A 22063-nucleotide genomic window follows, 5' to 3' on the forward strand; every position below is an offset into this window, starting at 1 on the left:
GCCATGAGGATCCTCGTCACCGGCGGGGCCGGGTTCATCGGCTCCCACTTCGCCCGCATCGCCGCCGCGGAGCGGATCACGGTGCTCGACCGGCTCACCTACGCCGCGGACCTGGCGAACCTGGACGGAGTCGCCTGCGACGTCGTCGAGGGCGACATCTGCGACGCCGGCCTGCTCAGCCGGGTGGTGCCCGGTCACGACCTGGTGGTCAACTTCGCGGCCGAGTCGCACGTGGACCGGTCGATCGAGGGGGCCGCGGAGTTCGTCCGCACCAACGTGCTCGGCGTCCAGGCGCTCATGCGGGCCTGCCTGGACGCCGGGACCCCCAAGGTGGTGCACGTGTCCACCGACGAGGTGTACGGCAGCATCGAGTCGGGCTCGTGGCGCGAGGACGCGCCGCTGCGGCCGCGCTCGCCGTACGCGGCGAGCAAGGCGGGCGGCGACCTGATCGCCCTGGCCGACGCGACGACGCACGGCCTGCCCGTCGTCATCACCAGGTGCGGCAACACCTACGGACCCCGCCAGTACCCCGAGAAGATCATCCCCCTGTTCGTCACGAACCTGCTCACCGGCCGCAGGCTCCCCCTCTACGGCGACGGGGGCAACGTCCGGGAATGGATCCACGTGGACGACCACTGCCGGGCCATCCTGCTGGTCGCCGAGCGGGGGGTGCCGGGCGAGGTCTACCACGTGGCGGGCAGCGCCCAGCTCACCAACGTGGAGCTCACCGGGCGCCTGCTCGCCGCCCTGGGCGCCGACTGGGACATGGTCGAACGGGTGGCCGACAGGAAGGGGCACGACCGTCGCTACTCGCTGGACGACGCCAAGCTGCGCGCTCTCGGCTACCGCCCGAGCGTCGGCCTGGAGGAGGGCCTGGCCGAGACCGTCCGCTGGTACGCCGACAACCCGTCCTGGTGGAAGGACAAGCCCCCGACCGGCTAGCGGTGAACGATCCGCTCGCAGGAGTACGGCATCCAGGTTCGCAAGGCGATGCGGTCGAGCCGAGGCTGACGGCGGCCAGGTGCGGCGCGCTCTGGATCAGGCTGGGCAGCACCGCCAGGCGCCTGTCCGCTTATGCCGTGTTTCCTTCCTATTTGGCCCCGGTGAGACCGGGGCCATTTCATTCCCGCCGCTCGTCAGGCCGAGTCGTTCCGGCCGGACGTCGCCCCGCTGCGGCACCCTGGCGAGCACGGGCAGTGAGGAGGGAGAACCATGCACGACGAACACGACCACCCCGCACCCTCACCCGAAGAACCTCTGCCGATGCGGCGCCCGCCGGGCGATCCGCCCCGTCGGCGGCCGGTCAGGCTGGCCGGCGGAGCCGAGTCCTTCGGCTGGCGAACGTACTCGACTCCGACCCCACCGGAGCGACCGTCACCACGGGACCGGGACCGCCGGACCAGACCGGCGGTCATCGCCGGCTTCGTGGCCTGCGTGGCTCTGGGCATCTGGTCGACCGCCTGGGGCACGGACACCACCTCCCCGGGGACGGGGACCGCCATGGCGCCGACACCCTACCCGCGCGTGACGGAACGCACGGCCGTGCCCGCCTCGTCACCGAGCCCCACGGTCACGGCCCGCCCGCGCTCGGCCGCGTCCAGACCGAGACCCAAGGCACCGACCCGTGGGAAGACCTCGTCCGAGCGGGCCCACCGTACGGAGAACCGCACAGAGAACCGTACGGAGAACCGATCCGACGTTCGTACGGAGAGCCGGAGGCAGAACCACACGGAGAGCCGGACGGCGAGCAGGGCGGAGAACCGGGCCGTGCCACGCCGACGGCATGAGAACGACCCCGCGCGCCCGTCCGGCAGGACCGGGGTGAAGAGGCAGGTCGACCCGCCCGTGGAGGTCAGGAGCGAGGAACAGGTGCCGGCGGACGGCGGCATCGACAACGGAACACCCCCGATGTTCGCCGAGAAGTGCGACGAACTGTTCCCGCCCTCACACCCCGAGTTCCGGCTCCACAACCAGATCTGCCACCAGATGTACGGGTGACCTGCGACGCTCGCCGACGTCCGAGGCCCCACCGGACGTGTTCCGGTGGGGCCTCGACGCGCGCCTCCGGGAAGATCTCCGGCAGGATGATGCCGGCCCCGTGGTGACGTCCTTGCCGCCGAGGGACCGGTCGGTGAGGAACAGCGGCAGATGCCAGACGGCCCGGACGACGGCCGTCGTCAGCGCAGGGTGGCGGTGAAAGTGCGGCCGTGGGCGTGCCGGGTGGTGGCCTGGACCAAGGTGCCGCCCGGCACGCGGCGTACCGTCACTCCCTCGTCGGCCGCGCCCAGGCGGAGGGGAGCACCGAGCAGGACGACCGTGACGCGGTCGCGGTGCATGGTGGGGTCGGACAGGGCGACGGCCGTGCGCTCGCCTGACCGGACGATGACCGAGGCGGGGCCGTCGACGAGCAGGCGCCCGGCGCGGCGCGGGCCGTCGGTGAAGACGTTGGCGGCGACGATCCCGAGGTCCCGGTGCCTGATCGCCTGCACGTGCCGGTCGTTGGCCAGGACGGTCAGCGGGCCGTCCGCGTAGCCGCGCAGGCGGGTCTCGGTGGCGTTCGGGACCAGGGCGTAGGCGAGGGCGGGGACGCCGCCGGCGGCGGGATGGGTGACGGTGGCGGTGAAGACGTTCTTGGTCACGCTGGTGTCGGGGTTGGACGCGCGGACGACTCTGCGGCTGCGGGTCACCGTCTCCACACCGGCCGCCACGGGCTGCCTGGTGAGGAAGGCGTAGCCGATCGCGGTGCCGCGGGTGGCGTTGGCGTAGCGCAGCCAGCGCGGCGGCGTGCCGTCGCCCGCCTGCCAGGCCCCGCCGCGCCAGCCCTCGCCGGTGAGCCCGATCGCGTCGGCGGGAGCGGCGATGCGGCTGTCCACGGTGGTCACGGCGTCGCGGCCGCCCTGACCGGAGACGTTCGCGGCCAGCACCACGATCTCGTCGTCGAGCATGAACCAGGACTTCGTCGCGCGGGCGTTGCGGTAGGCGACGAAGTCGTCGGGCAGGAGGCCCGCCTGTTCGGCGGTGTAGGCGGCGTCGTCGGACTGGACCATGCCGGCCGCGCCGTACGCGCCGAGGGTTGCGCCGCCGGAGAAGGAGGCGCCCGCGCGGGGGAAGTACACGTAGGTGTTCTGGGACTCCGAGGAGGAGGTGAAGTTCAGCGGGTGCCCCGGGTTCTCGTACCAGAACCGGCCGTACAGCTCGGGGATCGTGCGCCGCTCCTCCGCGGGCGCGGTGACCCCGGCCAGCCGGTACGGCGAGACGGTCGTGTAGTAGTCGACGCCGAAGACCTCGCGCTGGTCCTCGCCCGCCAGGTAGAGGTAGTAGGCGCCGTGGCCCTGGAACCACGGCAGGAGGTTCTCGCCGTTCATGTACTCGTACGCGCTGATCCGCTCGGAGCTGCGCGCCAGGGCGAAGGCGTAGCCGGGGCGGCGGTGGACGGTCCGGTCCATGGAGTTGAACGCCACCGAACGCTCGGGCGGGTTCAGGTCGGCGGGCGGGAGGGCGGAGTCGGCGCGGATGGCCGTGTATCGGGCGACGCTGACCGGGGAGACGAAGGCGGACGTGTCGGCGGCCGGCAGGAACCTGACGTACTTCTTCAACGCCAGAGCGTCGGCGCTCGACGCGTGGTCGGCGAGGTCGGCGACGGCCTCCACGATCACCCCGACGTCGGCGTAGCCGGTGGTGGCGCGCGAGACCGCCCGCCCCTTGACGATCTCCATCATCCACCCCTCGAAGATCAGCGGGGCGAAGCCGTCGGCGATCCAGCGGCACACCACGCCGGCCAGGTCGGCCGAGCCGCCGCTCGTCACCCCCTCCAGCGTCTTGAGGGTCTGCACGACGCGGGTGAGCAGGACGCGCCCGTAGGAGCCGGTGTAGGCGACCGAGTGGTGCTGGATGAAGGAGCCGTCGCGGTAGTGGCCGTCGGTGACGCCGTGCCGGAGGTCGTAGGGGTCGATCGTGGCGAAGACGGTGGCCTGGTCGGAGATCGCCTTGCCGACGCGGGCGTCGTCGCCGGTGAGCGCGCCCTGCAGCATCCGGTTGGCGGTGATGTCGGCGAGGTTGGCCCCGGTGTGGAAGCGCGAGTCGAGGTCGACGTCGCCGTCCCTGCCGTTGCGTAAGTAGGCGTCCATCGAGGCGACGTAGGTCGCCGTCAGCTCGGGCCGCTCCTGCCGCACCCGTTCGGCCAGCAGGGCCAGCGTCCTGCTCACGTGGGTGGGGATGCCGATCTCCCAGGTGTGCCAGTTGCCGTAGTAGCCCGCCGACTGGTCGCCGTAGTGGCGCTCGTGCAGCCACACCAGCCCGTCGACGACCCGCCGCTGGACGGCGATGTCCTCGGCGAGCGCGCCGCCCGGCGTGCGGGTCGCGAGCGCGATCTCGTACAGATACTGGAACGCCAGCCGCAGGTTGGCGTCGTCGGCGCCGAGCGGCAGGCCGGCGAACAGCTGACCGTCGCCCGCCTGGTCCATGGCGGTCAGCCGCTGCGTGGCGGTGCGGAGGATCGCGGCGAGCTTGCCGGCGACCTCGGGCCGGGCATTGACGTCAGGAGTCCCCGCGAGCATCGCCACGGTGTTGGCCAGCAGCCGCGCGTGATCGACCCCCGCCGCGGCACGCGCGGGGGAGCCCGCCAGGCCGAGCAGGCCGGTTACCGGGAGCGTTGCGGGGAGCAGGGAGAGAACCTGGCGACGGGACAGGTGCGGCACGACGTGCTCCAAGCGGCTGGAGGGCATGCCCAGCCTAAACGATCACTGCCATTTCAACGAGCCCCTTGTCGCCCAGTAGGTCTCGGGCTCCTCGGCCAGTACGGCGAGCCGTTCGTCCAGCTCGGCGTCCCAGCCGACGCCGGTCGCGGTCAGATTGCTGTGGAGTTGCTCCACCGAGGCGGCGCCGCTCAGCACCACGCCGGCCCATGGCCGAGCCAGGATGGCGGCCAGGGCCAGGGCGTCCGGGGTGAGCCCCCGTTCGCGGGCGACGGCGGCGAGGACGCGCGGGGCGGCACGGGCGGTCAGCCGGCCGTTCGCCACGCCCTCCTTGACGATCACGCCCAGGCCGGACCCGTGCGCCCTGGCCAGTGCCGGGCCGGCGGACCGTTCGAGCAGGTTCCAGGTCGCCTGGACCGTGTCGAACAGGCCCAGCTCGAGAGCCCGGTCGATGGTGCCGGCCTGACGAGGACCGGTCGTGGACAGGCCGACCGCCACGCCCGCGGCGCGTAGTTCGCGCAGCTCGGCCAGGACGTCCTCGTCGTCGAGCACGCCGCTCTCCAGGGTCGCGGAGTGGATCTGGTACAGCGACAGGTGCTCGCCCAGCAGGTCGCGGGACTCGCCGAGCTGGCGCCGGAACCGGCCGGCCGACAGCTCCTTCACCTCGTGCACGTCGGCGTCCGTCCGCCAGCCGCCGACGTAGGCGTACCCCCACTTCGATCCCACGGTCACGGCCCCGGGAGCGATGGCGCGCTCGCGCAGCCAGCCGGCCAGGAACTCCTCCGCGCGGCCGTAGGAGCGCGCCACGTCGAAGTAGCGCACACCGGCCGCCCACGCCGCGTCCAGCACCGCCCAGCTCCTGACCCGCAGCGCGGCGATGCCGCGATCAGCGCCGAGATCCTCCGCCCGGCCCAGCGTGATGTAGGCCGGGCGGCCGAGCGCGGCCAGCCCGACACCCATCGGGGTCGCCGGCAGCGGATACCGCGTGTTCGCTGTCATGCCGCCAGTCCACCACACGCCCTCAGGGCCGGTGTCCTCGTCCGGCGGCCGTGGTCAGCGCCTCGCCCCCTCCGTGCGGAAGAGCCTGTCGCGCAGGGGGGTCACCGCGTACGTGTCGCTACCGGGCAGGCGGTAGCTCATGGCGGCGGCGAAGCCGAGCCCGACGATCGGCAGGCCACCGCACCTGATCACGTGGAGGGGGTAGCTCGCCACCGTGGTGGGGCAACGGATCGGCGAGCGCGATCACGTACACCGGCAAGGCCGCGACGAGGGCGCGCAGCCAGGCCGGCGGGAACCGGCCTAGTAGATGCGGTACTTGCGGCCGCAGTTGTCGAACTTGCCGGCCCAGCAGGTGAACGTGTACACCTTCTTGATCCCGCGACCGCTCCAGGCGCCGACGACCTTGCCGTCCCAGGCCTTGTTGAACTTGTGCCAGGAGCCGTTCTGGTAGTACTCGAACCACACCCAGGCCTTCTTGCCGCCGCGCTTGTCCACTCCGTGCCACTTCGTGAAGACCTTGCCGTGGCTCTTCCACGTCTTGCCGAACGTGTAGGCCTTGTGGTCGCTGGAGAAGACCTTCCCCCAGTTCCCGGAGGACTGCGACACGGTGGTGGTGGCGGCCTGGGCGGCAGCCGGGCTGAGGGCGAGGCCGGTGACGGCCATCGATCCGGCCAGGGCCGCGATCGCAAGGGTCTTACGCATGGGGTTCCTCCCGTTTTGGTGCTGCCGGTGTCGTTGTTTTGTCCGGCAGCAGGGACATTACGGAGAGGCCCGACGATCAACTGTGTACGAATCCACACATCCTGCGTGATGGGCGTCACAACTCTGCGAGACGATGACCGGCCGTCGGGCGCCCGGCGTGACGCTGAACTCGGAGCAGGCCGTCGAGTGTCCTTCGATCAGCGGGAGCGCGTCGGCTGGGCAGGGGGCAGGATCTGGCGGTAGCCGGGCTGGGAGCCGCGGGGACGCCATTCGCGTGGGTAGCCGACGGACACCTCTTCGAAGGGGACGCCGTCGTGGACGGTGGTGCGGGGGATGTGCAGGTGACCGTAGACGGCGGCGGCGGCGTGGAAGCGCCGGTGCCAGTCGGCGGTCAGGTCGGTGCCGCACCAGAGGGCGAACTCCGGGTGGCGCAGCACGCGGGTCGGGTCGCGGACAAGGGGATAGTGGTTGACCAGGACCGTCGGTGGGCCGTCGGCCACCGCGGCGAGCCGGGTGACGGTCTGCCGCACCCGGGCGTGGCACCAGGCATCCCGGGTGGGGTAGGGGTCAGGGTGGAGGAGGAACTCGTCGGAGCAGACCACGCCGACGTCGTAGGCGCGGGCGAGCGCGGCTTCCTTGGTGAAGGTGCCGTCGGGACGGAAGGTGTAGTCGTACAGCAGGAACAGCGGCGCTATGGTGACCGGCCCGCCCGGCCCGTCCCAGAGCGGGTAGGGGTCCTCGGGGGTGGTCACGCCCAGGTCGCGGCAGAGGGTGACGAGGTGCTCGTAGCGGGCTTGGCCGCGCAGGCACACGGGATCGTCCGGCGGAGTCCACAGCTCGTGGTTGCCCGGTGTCCACACCACCTTGGCGAAGCGGGCGCTGAGCAGGCGCAGCGCCCATGCGACGTCGGCCACGTACTCGCCGACGTCACCGGCCACCAGCAGCCAGTCACCGCTCGATCGGGGACGCAACCCCTCCACGAGCCGCCGGTTCTCGGCATACCGCACGTGCAGATCGCTGATGGCCAGCAGGCTCGGCGCGGGACCCACAGGGTGAGCATAGGCTCGGCCCGGCCTGCTGTCCCCTTCCGAGAACCGCTCAGCCTCAGCCGGGCAGGACACAGATGGCGGTTACGACCAGCCCACGGGAGACCGTCCACCGGCCCGTGAAGCCGGACACCGGTCCCGCCACCAGCAGCCGGGCCTCGAAGGTGCGCTGGTCGGGCCGCACGGTGAGGGTCGCGTCCTCGAACCCGAGCCAACGCCGGGTGAGCGGAAACCAGGCCTTGTAGACCGACTCCTTGGCACTGAACAGCAGCCGGTCCCAGGAGACCCGCGGATCGGCCCGCGCCAGCTCGGCGATCCAGGCCCGCTCGGCCGCGTCGGACACCGTGGCCAGCACTCCGTCGGGCAGCGGGCCGTTGGGCTCGGCGTCGATGCCGAGCGCGAGCACCTCGGTCCGCCGGGCGACGGCGCAGGCACGGTACCCCTCGCAGTGGGTCATGCTGCCCACGACCCCCGACGGCCAGATCGGCGCACCGCGCGCACCGGGCAGGATGGGGACGGGTGGCAGGCCTAACTTGCCGAGGGCGGTGCGGGCGCAGGCCCGGACGGTGGTGAACTCCCTGCGTCGTTTGTCCACCGCCCTGGTGAGCAGCGCCTCCTCCTCGGGAAAGAGCGTCGCGGCCGGGTCGTCGGCGAAGGCCTCGACCCCGACCACGCCGGGCAGAACCTCCTCGATCACCGAGCGCGCTCCCCCTTCTGGGCGGGCGGGCTCGGCGGGTGGACTCACGGGGTGATCGTAACCTTGGGCATCCCGAGCGGAGCCCTCAAGGCACTGTTGGTACGGCTGCCGTCGCCGTCATCCCCGTCCCCGCCGCGCGCGTTGGGCTGCGGGGGACCGGTTCTCATGAAGTTCTCAGGCGAAGTTTGTAGCACTTTCGACTGGGATTGATGACTATGGGGCAATGGAGCGCGTGCCGCAGGAGGCCGATGCGGCCGAGGCTCAGGGAGCCGTGGCCGGGAGGGCTCGGCGGTTCGTCGTCGCGGGCGGCGTGCTCGTCGTCGTGGCGGTGCTGGCGTACTGGCTGGGGAGCGGCGGCGGGAACGGCGAAGCGGCCGCGCCCAGACCGAGCCCGACGCCGACGCCCAGTGCGACGCTCACGACGGCCGACGTCTTCAGGAGGGTCGGGCCGTCGGTGGTGGTCATCCAGGCCGGGAAGTCGCTCGGAACCGGGGTGATCGCGGTCGAGGACGGGACGATTCTGACCGCGTACCACGTCGTCAAAGGCACGAAGGACGTCAACCTGACGTTCGCCGACGGCACCAAGTCGAAGGCCGTCGTCGTGTCGTCGAACCCCAAGCGCGACGTCGCGACCCTGAAGCCCGCGGAGCTGCCGGAGATCGTCGTCCCCGCGACGCTCGGCGGCGCGGTGGCCGTGGGCGCGCCCGTCGTGGCGATCGGCAATCCGCTGGGCCTGACCTACAGCGTCTCCACCGGCGTCGTGTCGGGCCTGAACCGGAGCGCCGAGAAAGGCGACCTGAGCGGGCTCATCCAGTTCGACGCCTCCGTCAACCCGGGCAGCTCCGGCGGTCCCCTCCTGGACGCTCGCGGCCTGGTCATCGGGATCGTCGTCTCGATCGCCGACCCGGGAGGCGACGAGGCGTTCGCCGGCATCGCGTTCGCGGTGCCGATCGGCCTGGCCCTGGGCGGCACCGAAGGCGACGGCCCGCCGGGCGGGCCGCACATATGACGAGAAGGAACCCCATGACCTCGACGAAGTCCCCCGAGTCGGCCCATCCGCTCGAACAGGTGCTGTTCGAGGTCAAACGCACGATCGTCGGGCAGGACGTCCTGCTGGAGCGCATGGCCGTCGCGCTGATCGCCGACGGTCACCTGCTGGTGGAGGGCGTGCCGGGCCTGGCCAAGACGCTCGCGGTGAGGTCGCTGGCCGCCGCGATCGCCGGGAGTTTCCAGCGCGTCCAGTTCACCCCCGACCTGGTGCCCGCCGACCTCGTGGGCACGCGGGTCTACCACCAGCACTCCGGGGAGTTCCGTACCGAGCTCGGCCCGGTGTTCGCGAACCTGCTGCTGGCCGACGAGATCAACCGCGCCCCCGCCAAGGTGCAGAGCGCCCTGCTGGAGGTGATGCAGGAGCACCAGGTGACGATCGGCCGTGAGACGTTCAAGGTGCCCGAGCCGTTCCTGGTCATGGCGACGGAGAACCCGATCGAGTCGGAGGGCACCTACCCCCTGCCCGAGGCGCAGGTCGACCGCTTCATGATGAAGGTGGTCGTCGACTATCCGACGCAGGCCGAAGAGCAGGCGATCGTCAACCGGGCGCTGCGTCCGCCCGAGCCGCCACAGCCGATGGTGACGGCCGAGGACCTGATCGCGATGCGGGCCCGCGCCCAGCAGGTGTACGTCGATCCGGCGATCGTCGACTACGCGGTGCGGCTGGTCTCCGTGACACGTTCCCCCGCGACGGCCGGGCTCGGCGAGCTGGAACGGTACGTCACCTACGGGGCGAGCCCGCGGGCGTCCATCGCGCTCGTCACCGGCGCCCGGGCGCTGGCGTTCCTGCGCGGCCGCGACTACGTCCTGCCGCACGACCTGGCCGAGCTCGCGCTCGACGTGCTGCGCCACCGCCTCGTCCTGTCCTACGAGGCCCTCGCGGACGACGTCGACGCCGACACGATCATCACCAGGGTGCTCGGGGCCGTCCGGGCGCCCGACGTCGTCCTGCAGAACCGCTGACCCGCCATGGCCACCGCCCCCGAGAGGCTCCTGCTCCGCCTGGAGTGGAAGGTCGTCCGCCGGCTCGACGGCCGACTTCAGGGCGCCCACCGCACCGCGCACCGCGGCTCCGGGATCGACTTCACCGGTTTACGCGCGTACGGGGACGGCGACGACGCCCGGCACATCGACTGGAACGTGACCGCGCGGCTGGACGAGCCGCACCTGCGCCTGTTCACCGAGGACCGCGAGCTGACGGTGTGGCTCGTACTCGACCGGTCGGCGTCGATGCTGGCGGGCCGGCCGGGGCGCGGCAAGCACGACGTGCTCGCCGAGCTCGCGCTCGTCCTCGCCCGGCTGTTCGGCCGGAGCGGCAACCGCGTCGGCGCGCTGCTGTTCGACACCGGAATGCTGCGCGTCGTGCCGCCCGGGACCTCCCGGCGGCACGCCCTGCGGATCGGCGCCGAACTGGAACGCACCGCCGAACGCACCCGGGAACGTACCTCCGAACGCACCCGTGACCGCACCGCCGAAAGCACCGCCGAACGCACCCGTGACCGCGCCTCCGAGGGCACCCGTGACCGCACCCGGAAACGCACCTGGGGACGCACCCGAGACCGCACCGCCGACGCGCGGGGCGGCGCCACCACCGACCTGGCGGAGATGCTCGAAGCGGCCGGACGGCTCGCGCGCCGCCGCGCACTCATCGTCGTCCTGTCGGACTTCATCGGTGGCGGCGACTGGGAACGCTCGCTCCAGCGCCTGGCCCGGCGGCACGAGGTCGTCGCCCTGCGGATCGTGGACACCGCCGACGACGCGCTGCCCGAAGCCGGGCTGATCGTGGTCGAGGACGCCGAGACCGGTGAGCAACTCGTCGTCGACTCCGCCGACCCGCTGCTACGCGTCCGCTTCCGCGAGGCCGTCGACGCCCGCGACGCCCGGCTCACGGCGGGCATGCGCCGGGCCGGGGTGCCCGTCCACCGCATCGACACCGACCGCGACCTGGCCGAGGCACTCGTCGAGGTCGTCGCCCGAACCCGGGACCGGTCAATATGACCGAACCCATCGGCGGAGGCCTGAGCACGGCGGAGAAGGCTCTGACCGAGTCAGCCGAGGCCATCACCACCTTGGTCATGAGGTTGGCGAAGGAGGCTTCATGACCGAGCTTGCCGAGGTCGGCGAAGGAGGCTTCATGACCCTGTCCTCCCCGCTGCTGCTGGCCGTCGGACTGCTCGTCACGGCGGCCCTCGCCTGGGCCACCGTCGCCTCGGCACGCCGGCGGACGGCAGCGCTCGCCGCGGCCGGGGTCGACATGCCGGGCGTCCGCCGCGCGTACCTCGGCATCGGTCTGACGATCGCCGGCGTCGGCGTGCTCGCGCTCGCCACCGCCGGACCGGCGGCCATGGTGCCGGTCCCGCGGACCGCGGGCACCGTCATCCTCGCCATCGACGTCTCCAACAGCATGGGCGCCGACGACGTCGCGCCCACCCGGCTGGCGGCGGCTCAGCGGGCGGCCCGCGCGTTCGTGGCGGCGCAGCCCGACAGCGTCGACATCGGAGTCGTCGCGTTCGAGGGGGGCGCGCTCACCACCGCACGGCCCGACGCCGACCACTCCGTCGCGCTCAAGGCCATCGACCGGCTGAAGACCACCGGCGGCACCTCGCTGGAGACGGCCATCACGGCCTCGCTGTCGGCGATCACCGGCGAACAGGTGGCCATCGGCCGCGACGGCACCGCGCCCGACATCGGCTACTGGCCGTCGGCGACGATCGTGATGTTCTCCGACGGCCAGAACCAGGGCGCGGACGTCGAACGAGCCGCCGCCGTGGCCCAGCGGGCGGGCGTACAGATCCACACCGTCGGGGTCGGCACCACGGCCGGGGCGACGGTGAAGGTCGACGGCTACCACCTGCAGACCTCGCTCGAGGAGGACACCCTAACCTTGATCGCGCAGACCACCGGCGGCGCCTACCACCCCGCCTCCGACACTGCGCGGCTCGACGGGATCGCCGACACGATCGACCTGCGGCTCACCGTCTCCGACGAGCCGCTGCCCCTTGCCGGCGGGCTGATCGGGCTCGCCCTCGCGCTGCTCACCGCGGGAGCGGCGCTCACCGTGCTCCGGTCAGGACGGGTGATCTGAATGACGTTCTCATGGCCATGGGCGCTGCTGACAGTCCTGATCATCCCGCTGATCTTCGCCGTCCGCTGGTGGGCCCGGCGCCGCCGCCGGCGGGCCGCCGTGCGCGTCACCTCGATCGCGCTGGTACGCAGCGCCCTCCCCGGCCGTACGCGCTGGACGCGGAGGATCCCCCCGGCACTGTTCGTCGCCGGGCTCGCGCTGCTCGTGGTCGGGGCCGCGCGACCGCAGGCCTCGGTGCCGGTGCCGATGACGTCGACGACGATCCTGCTCGCGCTCGACATCTCCGGCTCCATGTGCTCCACGGACGTCGACCCCAACCGCCTCACCACCGCGAAGAAGGCCGCCGTGGAGTTCATCGAGTCACAGCGGGGCGGCCCGCGCATCGGCCTGGTCACCTTCGCGGGCAGCGCGGGGCTGCTCGTCCCTCCGACCGACGACACCGACTCGCTGATCGAGGCGCTGGACAATCTCAGCGTGGCCCGCGGCACCGCGATCGGGCAGGCCATGCTCACCTCGATCGACGCGATCGCGGAGGTGGACCCGTCGGTCGCTCCCACCGGGGCCGACCCCGGCGGCGGCGAAGGCCACGCCGGTGCCGCGATCATCGTGCTCACCGACGGCGCCAACACCCAGGGCGTCGACCCGCAGACCGCTGCCCAGGAGGCGGCCCTGCGCCGCGTCCGTGTCTTCACCATCGGCTTCGGCACCACGAACCCGGCCCCGATGGTCTGCGACAACTCCCAGTTCGACGGCCGCGGCTTCGGCGGCTGGGGCGGCGGCCGTGGCGGATTCGACAGGGGCCGCAACCCTCGCACCATCGACGAGCCCGCACTCAAGCGGATAGCCCAGACCACCGGCGGCTCCTACCACCGCGCCGAGAACGCCGACCAGCTCCAAAGCGCCCTCGACGCACTCCCCAGCAGCTTCACCGTCGTCCACCAACGGATCGACACAGCCGCCGCCTTCGCCGCCGGGGGCGGCCTCCTCATCACCGCGGCCCTGTCCCTCTCCCTCTGGTGGAACCGCCCCCGGGTTCCGACCCGCTGACGACCGGTAGCCGAAACACTCAGCGGCTGGAGGTTCGGGGCAGGAAACCTGCGGATCACAGGCGACTTTCGTGCCGCTTGGGCGCGATGTCGAGCGGGAGACCAGGTGCTCGGGGAGGCTCACTGCTTGAAGGGGATGTTGAGCCAAGGGCTGTTCGGATCGGTCGTCAGGATCCGGTGCGCGTCGAGCATCTCTCCGTACCAGTCACCGAACTCCTCCTCGTCGAAATGGAGGCATCGGCCCAGAATGTAGGCGGCCGAGAAGTCTTCCCATGATCGGTAGTTGATCCCACTGAGCCGTCCGGCGCGGAGAACCGCCTGTTCGGCCTCGGGCAGATCGCAGTAGCGGGCGCCGAGGCCCCAGCGGGCCATCTTCGAAGCGCGCCCGTAGTCCCACGCCTCCACCCCATGGACGAATCCGCCCTCGGCGAGCAGCCCGTCCGCACGGAATCGCGCCTCGTACCGAGTGATCCGTCCGATGAGCCGTTGCGCGCCGGCGACCTGTGCCTCCGTCTCGGAACCGCTACGGAGGGCCGTGCCACCACCGGGGAGGGTGTCGGTCTCCGGGCCGCCGCTCCGTATGACTCGCGAGGTCACCTGGCGCCAGTGGTCCACCTCGACCCTGCCACCGAAGTCGCGCGCGAGCACGCTGCGAACCCCCAGAACGAGCCCCCAGAACGGGCTGCTCATCCGGCCGTCGAGGAGCGCCTCCATGGCACTCAGCCACTCTTCGCGGCTGCTGATGCCCCACCATTCCTTGAGGCGTTTCCTCTCGCGTACGTAGCCGGTGCCGTGCCAGCCCATCGCGTTCCAGAGCGAGGCGTTGTTCATGCAGAGCAGCGCCCCGCAGGCGAGACCGTGCGCGACCGGGCCGTGCAGCGGCCCCCCGGCCCACAGCGTGCGCAGTTCGTTACGGCGAGGGTAGGTCATCCGATCGGCGTGCCGGCGCCACGCCATTCGATGGGCGGCCGTCGCGGGAAAGAACGCCTCACACGGGCTGCCGGGGTTGATGGCCAGCCACTCGTCGTCCTGGGGCCAGTTCCGAGCGAGTTCGCCCAGATCGTCCTGGAAGAAGATCGGGTCGGGCACGGGCGCCGGAAGCATTCCGTCGGTGAGGAACGCCAGCATCTTGGTACCGGAGTGCGGACCCCAGTACGTGGGCGTGTAGCTGACGCACCCGGTCCGGGAGTCGGCCCGGGTGCGGGACATCGCGTGATACAGGTTCGCGGTGGCGAGGACGTCGAAGTACGCAGCCCAGTCACCCCGCGTCTTGGCTTCGTACAGACCGCGTTCGATGTCGGTGGGCGCCTGCCATGCGGGGACGGGCGGCACCGCTCTTCCCTCGTTGGACAGAAGATCAGGACTCATGTCATTCCACGTCCCATGCCGCAAAACAGTACAACCGTCCCATGCTTCTCTGGGTGAGTTGTGCCGCGGTGGAGGCCGCGGTTCGCGGAAGGCCGGGAATGACCTTCGTCTGGTAGGCACACATGGGCCGGACAGCTGCCCGGACCGAGTCAGCGGGACGGGGTGAGGATGCGCTCGTCCCACTCGATCCGGTAGTCGTGCATCCAGGCCAGCGCGTTCTTCTCGGCCAGCTTGCGCATGATCGTCGGCAGCACCAGGTCGCGGGCGAACGCGCCGAGAACCCCCGGTGCCTTGCCGCTCCCGTTGCGCTTGCCCTGGGCGACGATGCGCTCGACCCGCTCCCGGCGCAGCCCCTCGAAGGCGGCGAACGCGCCGGGGAGGCCGGGGACGTCGCGCAGGCATTTGGCCAGCACCACCGCGTCCTCCATGGCCATGGACGCGCCCTGCCCGGATGATGGCGAGGTCGCGTGCGCGGCGTCGCCGACGATCACCATGCGCTCGTTGAACCACGTCGGCACCGTCGGGAAGTCGTAGGTGTTCCAGCCGCTGATGATGTGCTCGGTGGCGCCGATGATGTCGAGCATCGGACCGACGTCGTCGCGGAACAGCGACGTCAGCCGGGCCCGCCACTGCGTCGGCGTGATCGCCGCGAGCTCCTCCCGGGTCGGCTCCCTGCGGCTCGGCGGGTTGGCGAACCACCACACCTCGCCGTCCGGGTGAACGAGATATCCGAAGAAGCACTTCTTGCCGAAGATGAAGTGGTTGGTCCCCGGCTCTCCCGGCACGGTGACGCCGCGCGCGAAACCGCCCGTGTTCAGCAGTCCGACGTGCCGGGCGCGCGGCGCGCCGGGATCGATGATCGCGCGGGTGCGTGAGCGCAGCCCGTCGGCGCCGATGAGCAGATCGCCCTCGGCCGTGCTCCCGTCGGCGAAGACCGCGCGCACACCATCCCGCTCGACCACCGCGTCGTCGAGCCGCTTGCCGTAGTGGATGCGCACGCCGCGCCGTACGGCCTCGTCGCGGAGTGCCTGGTAGAGGTCGGCGCGCTTCAGCGTGCGGCCGGGCTGGGTGAAGGTGGCGAGCTCTTTGCCACGCCCGTTGAGCATCCGCATGCGCGAGGAGTCCATGCCGAGCCCGCCGACCAACTCGTCCAGGCCGAGGACGCGTAGGGCCGCGAGCCCGTTGGACGCGAGAGTGAGGAACGCGCCGACGCCATCCGATTTGCGGTCGTACGCCTCGAAGACGTCGCTGTCGATGCCCGCCTGCCGCAGCGCCATGGCCGTGACCGGGCCCGCGATGCCTCCACCAACGATCAATGCCTTAGTCATGCCTTGAATATACATAATATAACTACTTCCTGCTACCCCGATACGATGTTCGGTATGTCGACGAGGCGGTCCCCTCTGGCCATGGCGCTGCTCACCCTGGTCTGCGAAGAGCCGATGCACGCGTACCGGATGCAGCAGATGATCAAGGAGCGGCACAAGGACGACGTGGTCAACGTCGCGCAGCGGAACAGCGTGTACCAGACCATCGACCGCCTGCTTCGGGCCGGGCTCATCGCCGTACGGGAGACGTCGCGCGAGGAGAACCGCCCAGAACGGACCGTTTACGAGTCCACGGAGGCGGGCCGGGAAACCCTGCGGGAGTGGATGCGGACCATGCTGTCCGTGCCGGCGCGCGAGTTCCCCGAGTTCCCCGCCGCGCTCGCCTTCATGCTCGTGCTCCCGCCGGACGAGGTCGAGGCCGCGCTACGCGCCCGCGTCGCCGCCCTTGAGGGGCGGCTCTCCGCGCTGGACGCGGAGATGCGGGAGGCGGCGGCGTTTCTGGAGCGAGTCTTCATGGTGGAGTCCGAGTACCAGCGGTGCGTGGTCGCGGCCGAGCTGGACTATGTGCGCGGACTCGCCGACGACCTGCGCGCCGGTCGGTTGGACTGGGATTTCCGTCTATAGGAATCAGGGGGGCGACGAGCATGTTTCTCCAGGTCAAGGGACGGGCTGTTCCTTAGGCCAAGCCCTCCGGCCGGTCACTGGCCGGCCCAGTGGTCGGGGCATTCGCCTGTGCTGGGGCCGGCTACCCGCACATCGAGACGCGCTGGGTCTCAGGATTGACCGCAGGTCGCGGGGCAGAACGTGACCTCGGGGTAGCGTGATGATGGCTTGTCCGGGAGGGGCTGCCGCTTGGACTTCAGGTGCTGGTCGAGGAAGGCCGCCACGTAGGTGCGGGTGAGCTCTGCGCCACGGACCGCGGGCAGCATGCCAGGAGGAGGTTCGAGGCCGATGACGTCTGCCACCAGCGGGATGTCGGTGAAGGACTGATGTTCGGCGTTCGACAGCACGAGCCAGCGCTTCCACCCGGTCAGCAGCTTCCAGTCACGGTCCCACGAATGGTCACGGCCGCCCGGGACATGCTCGTGCGAACCCAGGAACATGAACGGCCGGGAGAGGCGCTCCCGGGGATGCGGGCGTAGGTGGTGCCGTCCATGTCGATCCCGGCGCGGATGCGCGGGTCCTTGACCACGGCCGGCACGGTGGTGGCCCCGCCGATCGACTGGCCTGCCATCGCGATCCTCTTGCGGTCGATCAGGTCGAAATGCTGCCACTTGGCGGTCAGCTGGTCGAGGACGAAGGAGACGTCGGCGGCCCGGCCCTGGACCAGCCCGGCGCCGAAGCCCGGGTCGGTGTCGCTGTCGCTGTCGCAGGCGAGGCATTCGGCGACCCGCCCGTCGGACAGGGTGGTGGCGTGGCTTTCGTAGGTGTGGTCGATGCCGGCCACGACGTACCCTCCGGCTGGCCAGGTCCTCGGCCGGGGACGTGAGGGTGCTCATCGGCTTGGTGAAGCCGGGGGAGAGGACCGCCAGCGGAAGCTTGCGCCCCGCGGGTTCGGCGTCCTGGACGGCGTTGGTTCGTGTCCTGCTCAGAGTGTCGTACGGTGTGCTCGCGATCCCCGAGCCCTTAGGAGCAGCTCCGACTCCTTCGGCGTCATGTACGGCGCCCGCGGCCCGTCGCGCTGCTCGGTCGGATACCACAGGGTGACCTTGAGTTTTCCCTGGCTCGGGCGTCGAGGTCCCAAGGGGCCCACCATCACCCGCCGCCTGGTCGAACGTTTCGCCCGCCGCGACAACGTGCGGCCAACCCTCCACCGCGATCTGTCTCAGCTGACGCCCCGGGAACTGGACGTGCTGCGCCTGCTCGCCACCGGACTGAGCAACGCCGAACTCGCCGGCCAGCTGACGCTCAGCGTGGCCACGGTGAAGACCCACGTGGCGCGCATCCTGTCCAAGCTCGGTCTGCGTGACCGTGTCCAAGCAGTGGTGGTCGCCTACGAGACCGGCCTGATCTCTCCTGGCGGCAGCGGCTGACCCTGAATCCCCGCTGGACAGCAACCCCCGACAGGCCGGGAGACGTTCCCGATCACACGACCGTTGGACGGCGTCGGGGTGCTGGTGGAAGGCCTGGTTGGTGGCTTCGGCGAGTTCGTCGGCGGCGCGGCAGACCACATCCAGCTGTGGCAGACCAACTTCCCTGGCCTGGCCGACCTGACCGGCACCCGCGTACTTGCCGAACTCGGCAACGACCGCACCCGCTTCGCCGACGCCCGCGCGCTGAAGACCCATGCCGGCACGGCGCCCATCACCCGAGCCTCGGGCCTTCGTCTCCCTGCGAGCATTCGGTCCTCGGGCCCAATACGACCGCCGCCGCAGCGAAGGCGATCGGCACTCCAGCGCGCTACGCAACACCTTCAACCGAATGCTCGGCTGCCTCTATCACTGCCTGCAGGAAGGCAAGGTCTACGACGAACTCGCAGCGTTCCCGGCATCAAGCTCAAAGTCGGCGACACCAGACACCGCTGACGTCACCTGATCATCAATCGATACCGGCCTGCTCAGCCGTACCTCCTCCTCCGCGTATCCCAGCGCCCGGTAGAAGCTCCGGGCGCGGACGTTGGCCGCACCGGTCTCCAGCGTGATGCGCCGCAGACCGCGTTCACGTGCCCAGGACTCGGCGGCCTTCACCAGAGCACGCCCGATGCCGATGCGCTCCACCTCGGCGCAGACGACGAGCTCGCCGATGTAGGCGTCCACCTGGCCGGTGAAGTGCCGCTGAGTGGCCAGCGTGACAAAGCCCGCGACACAGCCGTCGCGGACCGCCACGAGCACCCCGTGACCATCGCTGCCATCCCGGTCCAAGGAACCGGTGACCCAGCCGCGCACGGCGCCGGCAACGGCATCGGCATCCCGCCATGCCGCGACGCCCTCGGTCAGGCGCGGAGCCAGCGCGACGACGGCATCACGGTCTTCATCTCGGTACGGCCGGATCACGACAGAGGCCTGCTCACCACTCATGATCGGCAGTCTGGCACCGAACCCCTCATGAAAAAACAGTCATCGACCCACAAGTGACGATTGACACCCTAGGCAGATCGGATGTCTGCGGCACCCGCATTAGGAGTGTGCGGCTTGAACGTCCCTGATATGCAGTCTGAGCTGCACGAACGCAATGTGCAGTGCGCATCCTTCGTAAGATCATCCCGCGTATGTCCCCTACCCGTCACTGTCGGCCACCCTGTTATCCGTGGCCTCTGCACCCAGGTATGCAAGGCCGCGGCCTCGTCAGGAACCACTACAACGACAGCTCACCGAGCGCGGCCGGCGCTCCAACACCATGATGATGGTGATCTTGCTGGGTCGTGCCACGCGGTGGCGGCTCGTGCCGGTGTTACCGATCCCGAGCAAACACCGTACCTGATGGCTTACGGCTTCTTGAGCTGTCGGAGCCAGTGCTCATCTTTCTGGGGACTGTCCCCGATGCTTGCCCTGCCTTCTGACGGATCCGGCTGCCGCGGTGCCCATGAACGCGGACAAGGCATTCGCAGAGCAGCCTGAACCACGCGGGTGACGGCAGGAGGCGGCTGATCGTAGGTCAAGATTTCGAGTAGAAGGGGATGACCGCTGGATTCATCAAACTTTAGATCCCATGCCCGGCTGGTTACCTGGCAGTGGTTGTCCATTTCGAAGCAGGCGACCTGGCAGGTCTGACCATGTTCGTGTGAACGGATCCAGAGAAGCCGATCTCCGGGCACCAGCCGCTCTCGGCCGATGATCGGCATGTTCCTCACACGCCGATCACGATCGATGTACGGGACAGGGTCCGCTTCACCATGGGTGTCGTTGTCGCTGACGCCAGCCACATGCCTGGGGTTGATGTCGCCCATGAGCTCAAGGAGATCTCCGTCGCTGTGCGCCTGCCAGACGTCGATGATTTCCGCCTGCGGCACCATGATGCCGGGATAGGCGATGACGAAGAGCAGGTCACCTTCTGCCAGTGTCAAGGCAAGGCGATCTCCGTGGCGGACATGCTCAACAGCGTTGTCCCAGCTCCCGATGCTCGCGACTTCGAGCGCAGCGGCTCGCAAGGTTTCAACCGCGTGGTCGAGCGACACCCGGAAGTACTCCCGGCCTCGGTTCGGCCGGAAGTCCTCCAGTAGCTTGTGTACCCGCTTCTCTACGGCGAGTGGGTGTGACGTCATTAAGCGGAAGACAACCTCAAACCGGCCAGGGACTCCCGAGGAGCCTTGGTACAGCTCGGCTGCCCGATCCTCCGAAAGGCGGCCCGTCATGCCGATCTTTACCAAATCCGGCATGAACTCGTTGGTGAGAACGTAGACGAAGCCGACATCGCGATATGTGGTCATTCTGTGGTCCTCCCTCATTTTGACGTTCATAGCGCACTTCCCTCTACATGCGCCGAACGTCCGTTAGCCTCGATCGAGGAAAGCTCTCATCCGGGTGACTTGTTTGTCGAGATTCTTTACCTGCGTGGAGTGCGCGCCGTACGCTTCGACTAGGAGTGAACGCACCTCGTGGAACTCGGCCAGCGCCTGGCCGGTGTGACCAGCGGCGAAGAGCATCTGGGCGACCACAAATCGCGAATCGCGGATCAGTTCTGGTGCGTCGTCGCCCAATCCATCCGCGTTCTGCACGAAGAAGCGCAGTTCGGGCAGAGCCTTCTCGTGCTTTCCGACCTCGGCATAGGCGTGGCCAGCTTGGTATGCGCAGTCGAGAACATGAGGGTCGGTCGGGGGTAGGTACTTCCGGTAATCTCGTCCGACGACCTCGAACAAAGATCCTGCTCGCGTGTACTCGCCGGCAAAGTGGCAGGCGGCAGCGAGAGCGTGCCGCAGGCGGAGCTCCAGGAAAGAGTCATGAGCAGCGCGGGCGACGCCGTCCTCAAGAAGCCTGATCGCCTCCGAGGGCCGGTCAATGTCCAAAAGCGCTTTCGCGTTGGCCTTGAGCTCGTCGGCCTGCTCCTCTGTGATCCTGCCCCTGCTCCCACTCGGTTCCTGTCGCTTAGCTGGGGCGAGAAGCGGTCGCCGGAAGGGGCGGGTCGGGTCGCGGTTATCGTCGCCGTCAACATGGTCTACTGGCGTGCTTGCCAGTGGCAGGAGCGCCTCGTACACGGCCTCCGCCGAGGGGCGGGCCGACTCCTCCTTCGCCAGCATGGACGACACGAGGTTGTCGAGTTCCGGCGACACCTCCTTGCGCTGGGTGCGCGCCGACGGCACGGGCGACTGAAGGTGGTGCGCACGCAGGGGCGTATCGGTCGTGCCGTGATACGGCACATCGCCGGTAAGGAGTTCGAAGAGCAGGCAGCCAAGCGAGTAGATGTCGGATGCGGACGTGACCGCACGACCGAGACACTGCTCCGGCGACATATAGGGCGGCGTGCCGACCGTCCGGTCAATCTGGGTCAGACGGGGCAGCGCCCCCGCCCCTCGAAGGATGGCGATGCCAAAGTCCAGGATCTTCACCAACCCGCCATCGACGAGCATCACATTGGCAGGTTTGAGATCGCGGTGGACAATGTCAAGGCGGTGGACATCAGCCAGGACGGCCGAGATCTGTGCCGTGATGGAGGCGGCCCACGGTACGCTCGGCGGTGCAGCGTCATAGTCTGCGTGGTTGAGCAGCGATTCCAGCGTCGAGCCACGCAGCAACTGCATGACTAGCCACAGCCGAGGACTTCCATCAGGCCACCTGTCTGTACCTGTGTCGTAGACGGCAGGCGTGCCGGGGTGCTCGAGCCGGGCAGTAGTGCGGATCTCCCGCAGGAACCGCAAGCGGTCACGTTCCAGTGAGTCCAGAATCTCGGCGGCCTCCGGGCTGTCCGGTACTGCAGGAACCGTCCCAGGGGTACGTAGCAACTTGATCGCGACAGGGCGATCGAAGCGCTCGTCGTAGCCGTGGAAGACCTCGCTCATGCCGCCGCGGCCAAGCGAACCGTCGATGCGGTAGCGATTCGCCAGTAACGGCTTCTTGCCCGGCTGTCCGGCCTCATCGTCCACGTGGACCCCTCTGTTCAGAGTCAGACCTTCGT

The 22063-nt window shown here is 69.8% G+C and carries 23 protein-coding genes; 10 read left to right on the top strand and 13 right to left on the bottom strand.

Translation table 11 applies throughout. From position 1 onward, the window contains the following. The first annotated feature begins 3 nt into the window (after positions 1–3). Positions 4–942, top strand: a complete 939-nt coding sequence (gene rfbB / locus IEY82_RS36145) for a dTDP-glucose 4,6-dehydratase (protein ID WP_189128791.1) — start codon at positions 4–6, stop codon at positions 940–942. Between the two features lie 879 nt (positions 943–1821). Then, positions 1822–1998 (top strand): hypothetical protein, encoded by a 177-nt coding sequence (locus IEY82_RS36150; protein ID WP_189128792.1) that lies wholly within the window; start codon positions 1822–1824, stop codon positions 1996–1998. A 179-nt stretch (positions 1999–2177) separates the two neighbouring features. Here IEY82_RS36150 and IEY82_RS36155 read toward each other — a convergent pair whose 3' ends face one another. The 6 genes from IEY82_RS36155 to IEY82_RS36180 all read right to left on the bottom strand — a co-directional run bounded on the left by IEY82_RS36155 (position 2178) and on the right by IEY82_RS36180 (position 8186). Beyond that, on the bottom strand, positions 2178–4724 hold the full coding sequence (locus IEY82_RS36155; RefSeq protein ID WP_189128793.1) for a polysaccharide lyase family 8 super-sandwich domain-containing protein: 2547 nt from the start codon (positions 4722–4724) through the stop codon (positions 2178–2180). A gap of 15 nt (positions 4725–4739) precedes the next feature. Further along, positions 4740–5693: an aldo/keto reductase gene (locus IEY82_RS36160; protein ID WP_189128794.1), complete on the bottom strand. Its 954-nt coding sequence runs from the start codon at positions 5691–5693 to the stop codon at positions 4740–4742. 54 nt (positions 5694–5747) lie between these two features. Next, positions 5748–5885, bottom strand: coding sequence for a hypothetical protein (locus IEY82_RS36165; RefSeq protein WP_189128795.1), 138 nt, complete (start codon positions 5883–5885; stop codon positions 5748–5750). A 108-nt stretch (positions 5886–5993) separates the two neighbouring features. Next, positions 5994–6395 carry a hypothetical protein gene (locus IEY82_RS36170; RefSeq protein ID WP_189128796.1) on the bottom strand — a complete coding sequence of 134 codons (402 nt, stop codon included), beginning with the start codon at positions 6393–6395 and terminating at the stop codon, positions 5994–5996. Positions 6396–6592: 197 nt separating this feature from the next. Continuing rightward, on the bottom strand, positions 6593–7444 hold the full coding sequence (locus tag IEY82_RS36175; protein ID WP_189128797.1) for a metallophosphoesterase family protein: 852 nt from the start codon (positions 7442–7444) through the stop codon (positions 6593–6595). 55 nt (positions 7445–7499) lie between these two features. Beyond that, positions 7500–8186: a 4'-phosphopantetheinyl transferase family protein gene (locus tag IEY82_RS36180; protein ID WP_225263889.1), complete on the bottom strand. Its 687-nt coding sequence runs from the start codon at positions 8184–8186 to the stop codon at positions 7500–7502. 175 nt (positions 8187–8361) lie between these two features. On the opposite strand from IEY82_RS36180, the gene IEY82_RS36185 reads away from it, so the two are divergent. The 5 genes from IEY82_RS36185 to IEY82_RS36205 all read left to right on the top strand — a co-directional run bounded on the left by IEY82_RS36185 (position 8362) and on the right by IEY82_RS36205 (position 13320). Then, entirely contained in the window at positions 8362–9147 is a 786-nt protein-coding gene (locus IEY82_RS36185) for a S1C family serine protease (RefSeq protein ID WP_189128798.1), read from the top strand. 14 nt (positions 9148–9161) lie between these two features. After that, the gene (locus tag IEY82_RS36190; protein ID WP_189128799.1) at positions 9162–10151 is read left to right on the top strand and encodes an AAA family ATPase; all 990 of its coding nucleotides are present in this window, start codon (positions 9162–9164) and stop codon (positions 10149–10151) included. A gap of 6 nt (positions 10152–10157) precedes the next feature. After that, entirely contained in the window at positions 10158–11186 is a 1029-nt protein-coding gene (locus IEY82_RS36195) for a DUF58 domain-containing protein (protein ID WP_189128800.1), read from the top strand. A 100-nt stretch (positions 11187–11286) separates the two neighbouring features. Then, positions 11287–12273 (top strand): VWA domain-containing protein, encoded by a 987-nt coding sequence (locus IEY82_RS36200; protein ID WP_225263887.1) that lies wholly within the window; start codon positions 11287–11289, stop codon positions 12271–12273. After that, positions 12274–13320: a VWA domain-containing protein gene (locus IEY82_RS36205; RefSeq protein WP_189128801.1), complete on the top strand. Its 1047-nt coding sequence runs from the start codon at positions 12274–12276 to the stop codon at positions 13318–13320. A 119-nt stretch (positions 13321–13439) separates the two neighbouring features. Here IEY82_RS36205 and IEY82_RS36210 read toward each other — a convergent pair whose 3' ends face one another. Together IEY82_RS36210 and IEY82_RS36215 are read right to left on the bottom strand one after the other, a co-directional pair. Next, a complete protein-coding gene (locus IEY82_RS36210; protein ID WP_189128802.1) occupies positions 13440–14687 on the bottom strand; it encodes a DUF1266 domain-containing protein in 1248 nt (415 codons plus the stop codon). 149 nt (positions 14688–14836) lie between these two features. After that, complete coding sequence (locus IEY82_RS36215) at positions 14837–16015, bottom strand: FAD-dependent oxidoreductase (RefSeq protein ID WP_189128803.1); 1179 nt, start codon at positions 16013–16015, stop codon at positions 14837–14839. Positions 16016–16069: 54 nt separating this feature from the next. On the opposite strand from IEY82_RS36215, the gene IEY82_RS36220 reads away from it, so the two are divergent. Beyond that, the gene (locus IEY82_RS36220; RefSeq protein ID WP_225263885.1) at positions 16070–16639 is read left to right on the top strand and encodes a PadR family transcriptional regulator; all 570 of its coding nucleotides are present in this window, start codon (positions 16070–16072) and stop codon (positions 16637–16639) included. A gap of 149 nt (positions 16640–16788) precedes the next feature. On the opposite strand, the gene IEY82_RS39655 is transcribed toward IEY82_RS36220, so the two are convergent. After that, positions 16789–17025 (bottom strand): hypothetical protein, encoded by a 237-nt coding sequence (locus tag IEY82_RS39655; RefSeq protein WP_225263882.1) that lies wholly within the window; start codon positions 17023–17025, stop codon positions 16789–16791. Positions 17026–17045: 20 nt separating this feature from the next. Next, the gene (locus tag IEY82_RS39660) at positions 17046–17462 is read right to left on the bottom strand and encodes an alpha/beta hydrolase (protein WP_225263881.1); all 417 of its coding nucleotides are present in this window, start codon (positions 17460–17462) and stop codon (positions 17046–17048) included. A gap of 262 nt (positions 17463–17724) precedes the next feature. Between IEY82_RS39660 and IEY82_RS36230 the strand changes: the two genes are divergently transcribed. Together IEY82_RS36230 and IEY82_RS40480 are read left to right on the top strand one after the other, a co-directional pair. Next, entirely contained in the window at positions 17725–18048 is a 324-nt protein-coding gene (locus IEY82_RS36230) for a response regulator transcription factor (RefSeq protein WP_308016005.1), read from the top strand. Between the two features lie 84 nt (positions 18049–18132). Further along, positions 18133–18540 carry a transposase gene (locus IEY82_RS40480; protein ID WP_225263919.1) on the top strand — a complete coding sequence of 136 codons (408 nt, stop codon included), beginning with the start codon at positions 18133–18135 and terminating at the stop codon, positions 18538–18540. Here the strand turns inward: IEY82_RS40480 and IEY82_RS36240 are convergent. The 3 genes from IEY82_RS36240 to IEY82_RS36250 form a co-directional block, all read right to left on the bottom strand. Next, a complete protein-coding gene (locus tag IEY82_RS36240) occupies positions 18478–19032 on the bottom strand; it encodes a GNAT family N-acetyltransferase (protein ID WP_189128804.1) in 555 nt (184 codons plus the stop codon). The genes IEY82_RS40480 and IEY82_RS36240 overlap by 63 nt on opposite strands. Positions 19033–19439: 407 nt before the next feature. Then, entirely contained in the window at positions 19440–20381 is a 942-nt protein-coding gene (locus tag IEY82_RS36245) for a GIY-YIG nuclease family protein (protein WP_189128805.1), read from the bottom strand. Positions 20382–20444: 63 nt separating this feature from the next. Further along, positions 20445–22031 carry a serine/threonine-protein kinase gene (locus IEY82_RS36250; protein WP_225263879.1) on the bottom strand — a complete coding sequence of 529 codons (1587 nt, stop codon included), beginning with the start codon at positions 22029–22031 and terminating at the stop codon, positions 20445–20447. Positions 22032–22063: the final 32 nt, after the last annotated feature.

Source organism: Nonomuraea cavernae, from assembly GCF_014646355.1.
Lineage (GTDB): Bacteria > Actinomycetota > Actinomycetes > Streptosporangiales > Streptosporangiaceae > Nonomuraea > Nonomuraea cavernae.

Bases quoted from the DNA above. Each gene is read 5' to 3' on its own strand.
- rfbB (WP_189128791.1), top strand. From the start codon at position 4: ATGAGGATCCTCGTCACCGGCGGGGCCGGGTTCATCGGCTCCCACTTC.
- IEY82_RS36155 (WP_189128793.1), bottom strand. From the start codon at position 4,724: ATGCCCTCCAGCCGCTTGGAGCACGTCGTGCCGCACCTGTCCCGTCGC.
- IEY82_RS36160 (WP_189128794.1), bottom strand. From the start codon at position 5,693: ATGACAGCGAACACGCGGTATCCGCTGCCGGCGACCCCGATGGGTGTC.
- IEY82_RS36170 (WP_189128796.1), bottom strand. From the start codon at position 6,395: ATGCGTAAGACCCTTGCGATCGCGGCCCTGGCCGGATCGATGGCCGTC.
- IEY82_RS36185 (WP_189128798.1), top strand. From the start codon at position 8,362: ATGGAGCGCGTGCCGCAGGAGGCCGATGCGGCCGAGGCTCAGGGAGCC.
- IEY82_RS36190 (WP_189128799.1), top strand. From the start codon at position 9,162: ATGACCTCGACGAAGTCCCCCGAGTCGGCCCATCCGCTCGAACAGGTG.
- IEY82_RS36195 (WP_189128800.1), top strand. From the start codon at position 10,158: ATGGCCACCGCCCCCGAGAGGCTCCTGCTCCGCCTGGAGTGGAAGGTC.
- IEY82_RS36200 (WP_225263887.1), top strand. From the start codon at position 11,287: ATGACCGAGCTTGCCGAGGTCGGCGAAGGAGGCTTCATGACCCTGTCC.
- IEY82_RS36205 (WP_189128801.1), top strand. From the start codon at position 12,274: ATGACGTTCTCATGGCCATGGGCGCTGCTGACAGTCCTGATCATCCCG.
- IEY82_RS36210 (WP_189128802.1), bottom strand. From the start codon at position 14,687: ATGAGTCCTGATCTTCTGTCCAACGAGGGAAGAGCGGTGCCGCCCGTC.
- IEY82_RS36215 (WP_189128803.1), bottom strand. From the start codon at position 16,015: ATGACTAAGGCATTGATCGTTGGTGGAGGCATCGCGGGCCCGGTCACG.
- IEY82_RS36220 (WP_225263885.1), top strand. From the start codon at position 16,070: ATGTCGACGAGGCGGTCCCCTCTGGCCATGGCGCTGCTCACCCTGGTC.
- IEY82_RS36240 (WP_189128804.1), bottom strand. From the start codon at position 19,032: ATGAGTGGTGAGCAGGCCTCTGTCGTGATCCGGCCGTACCGAGATGAA.
- IEY82_RS36245 (WP_189128805.1), bottom strand. From the start codon at position 20,381: ATGACCACATATCGCGATGTCGGCTTCGTCTACGTTCTCACCAACGAG.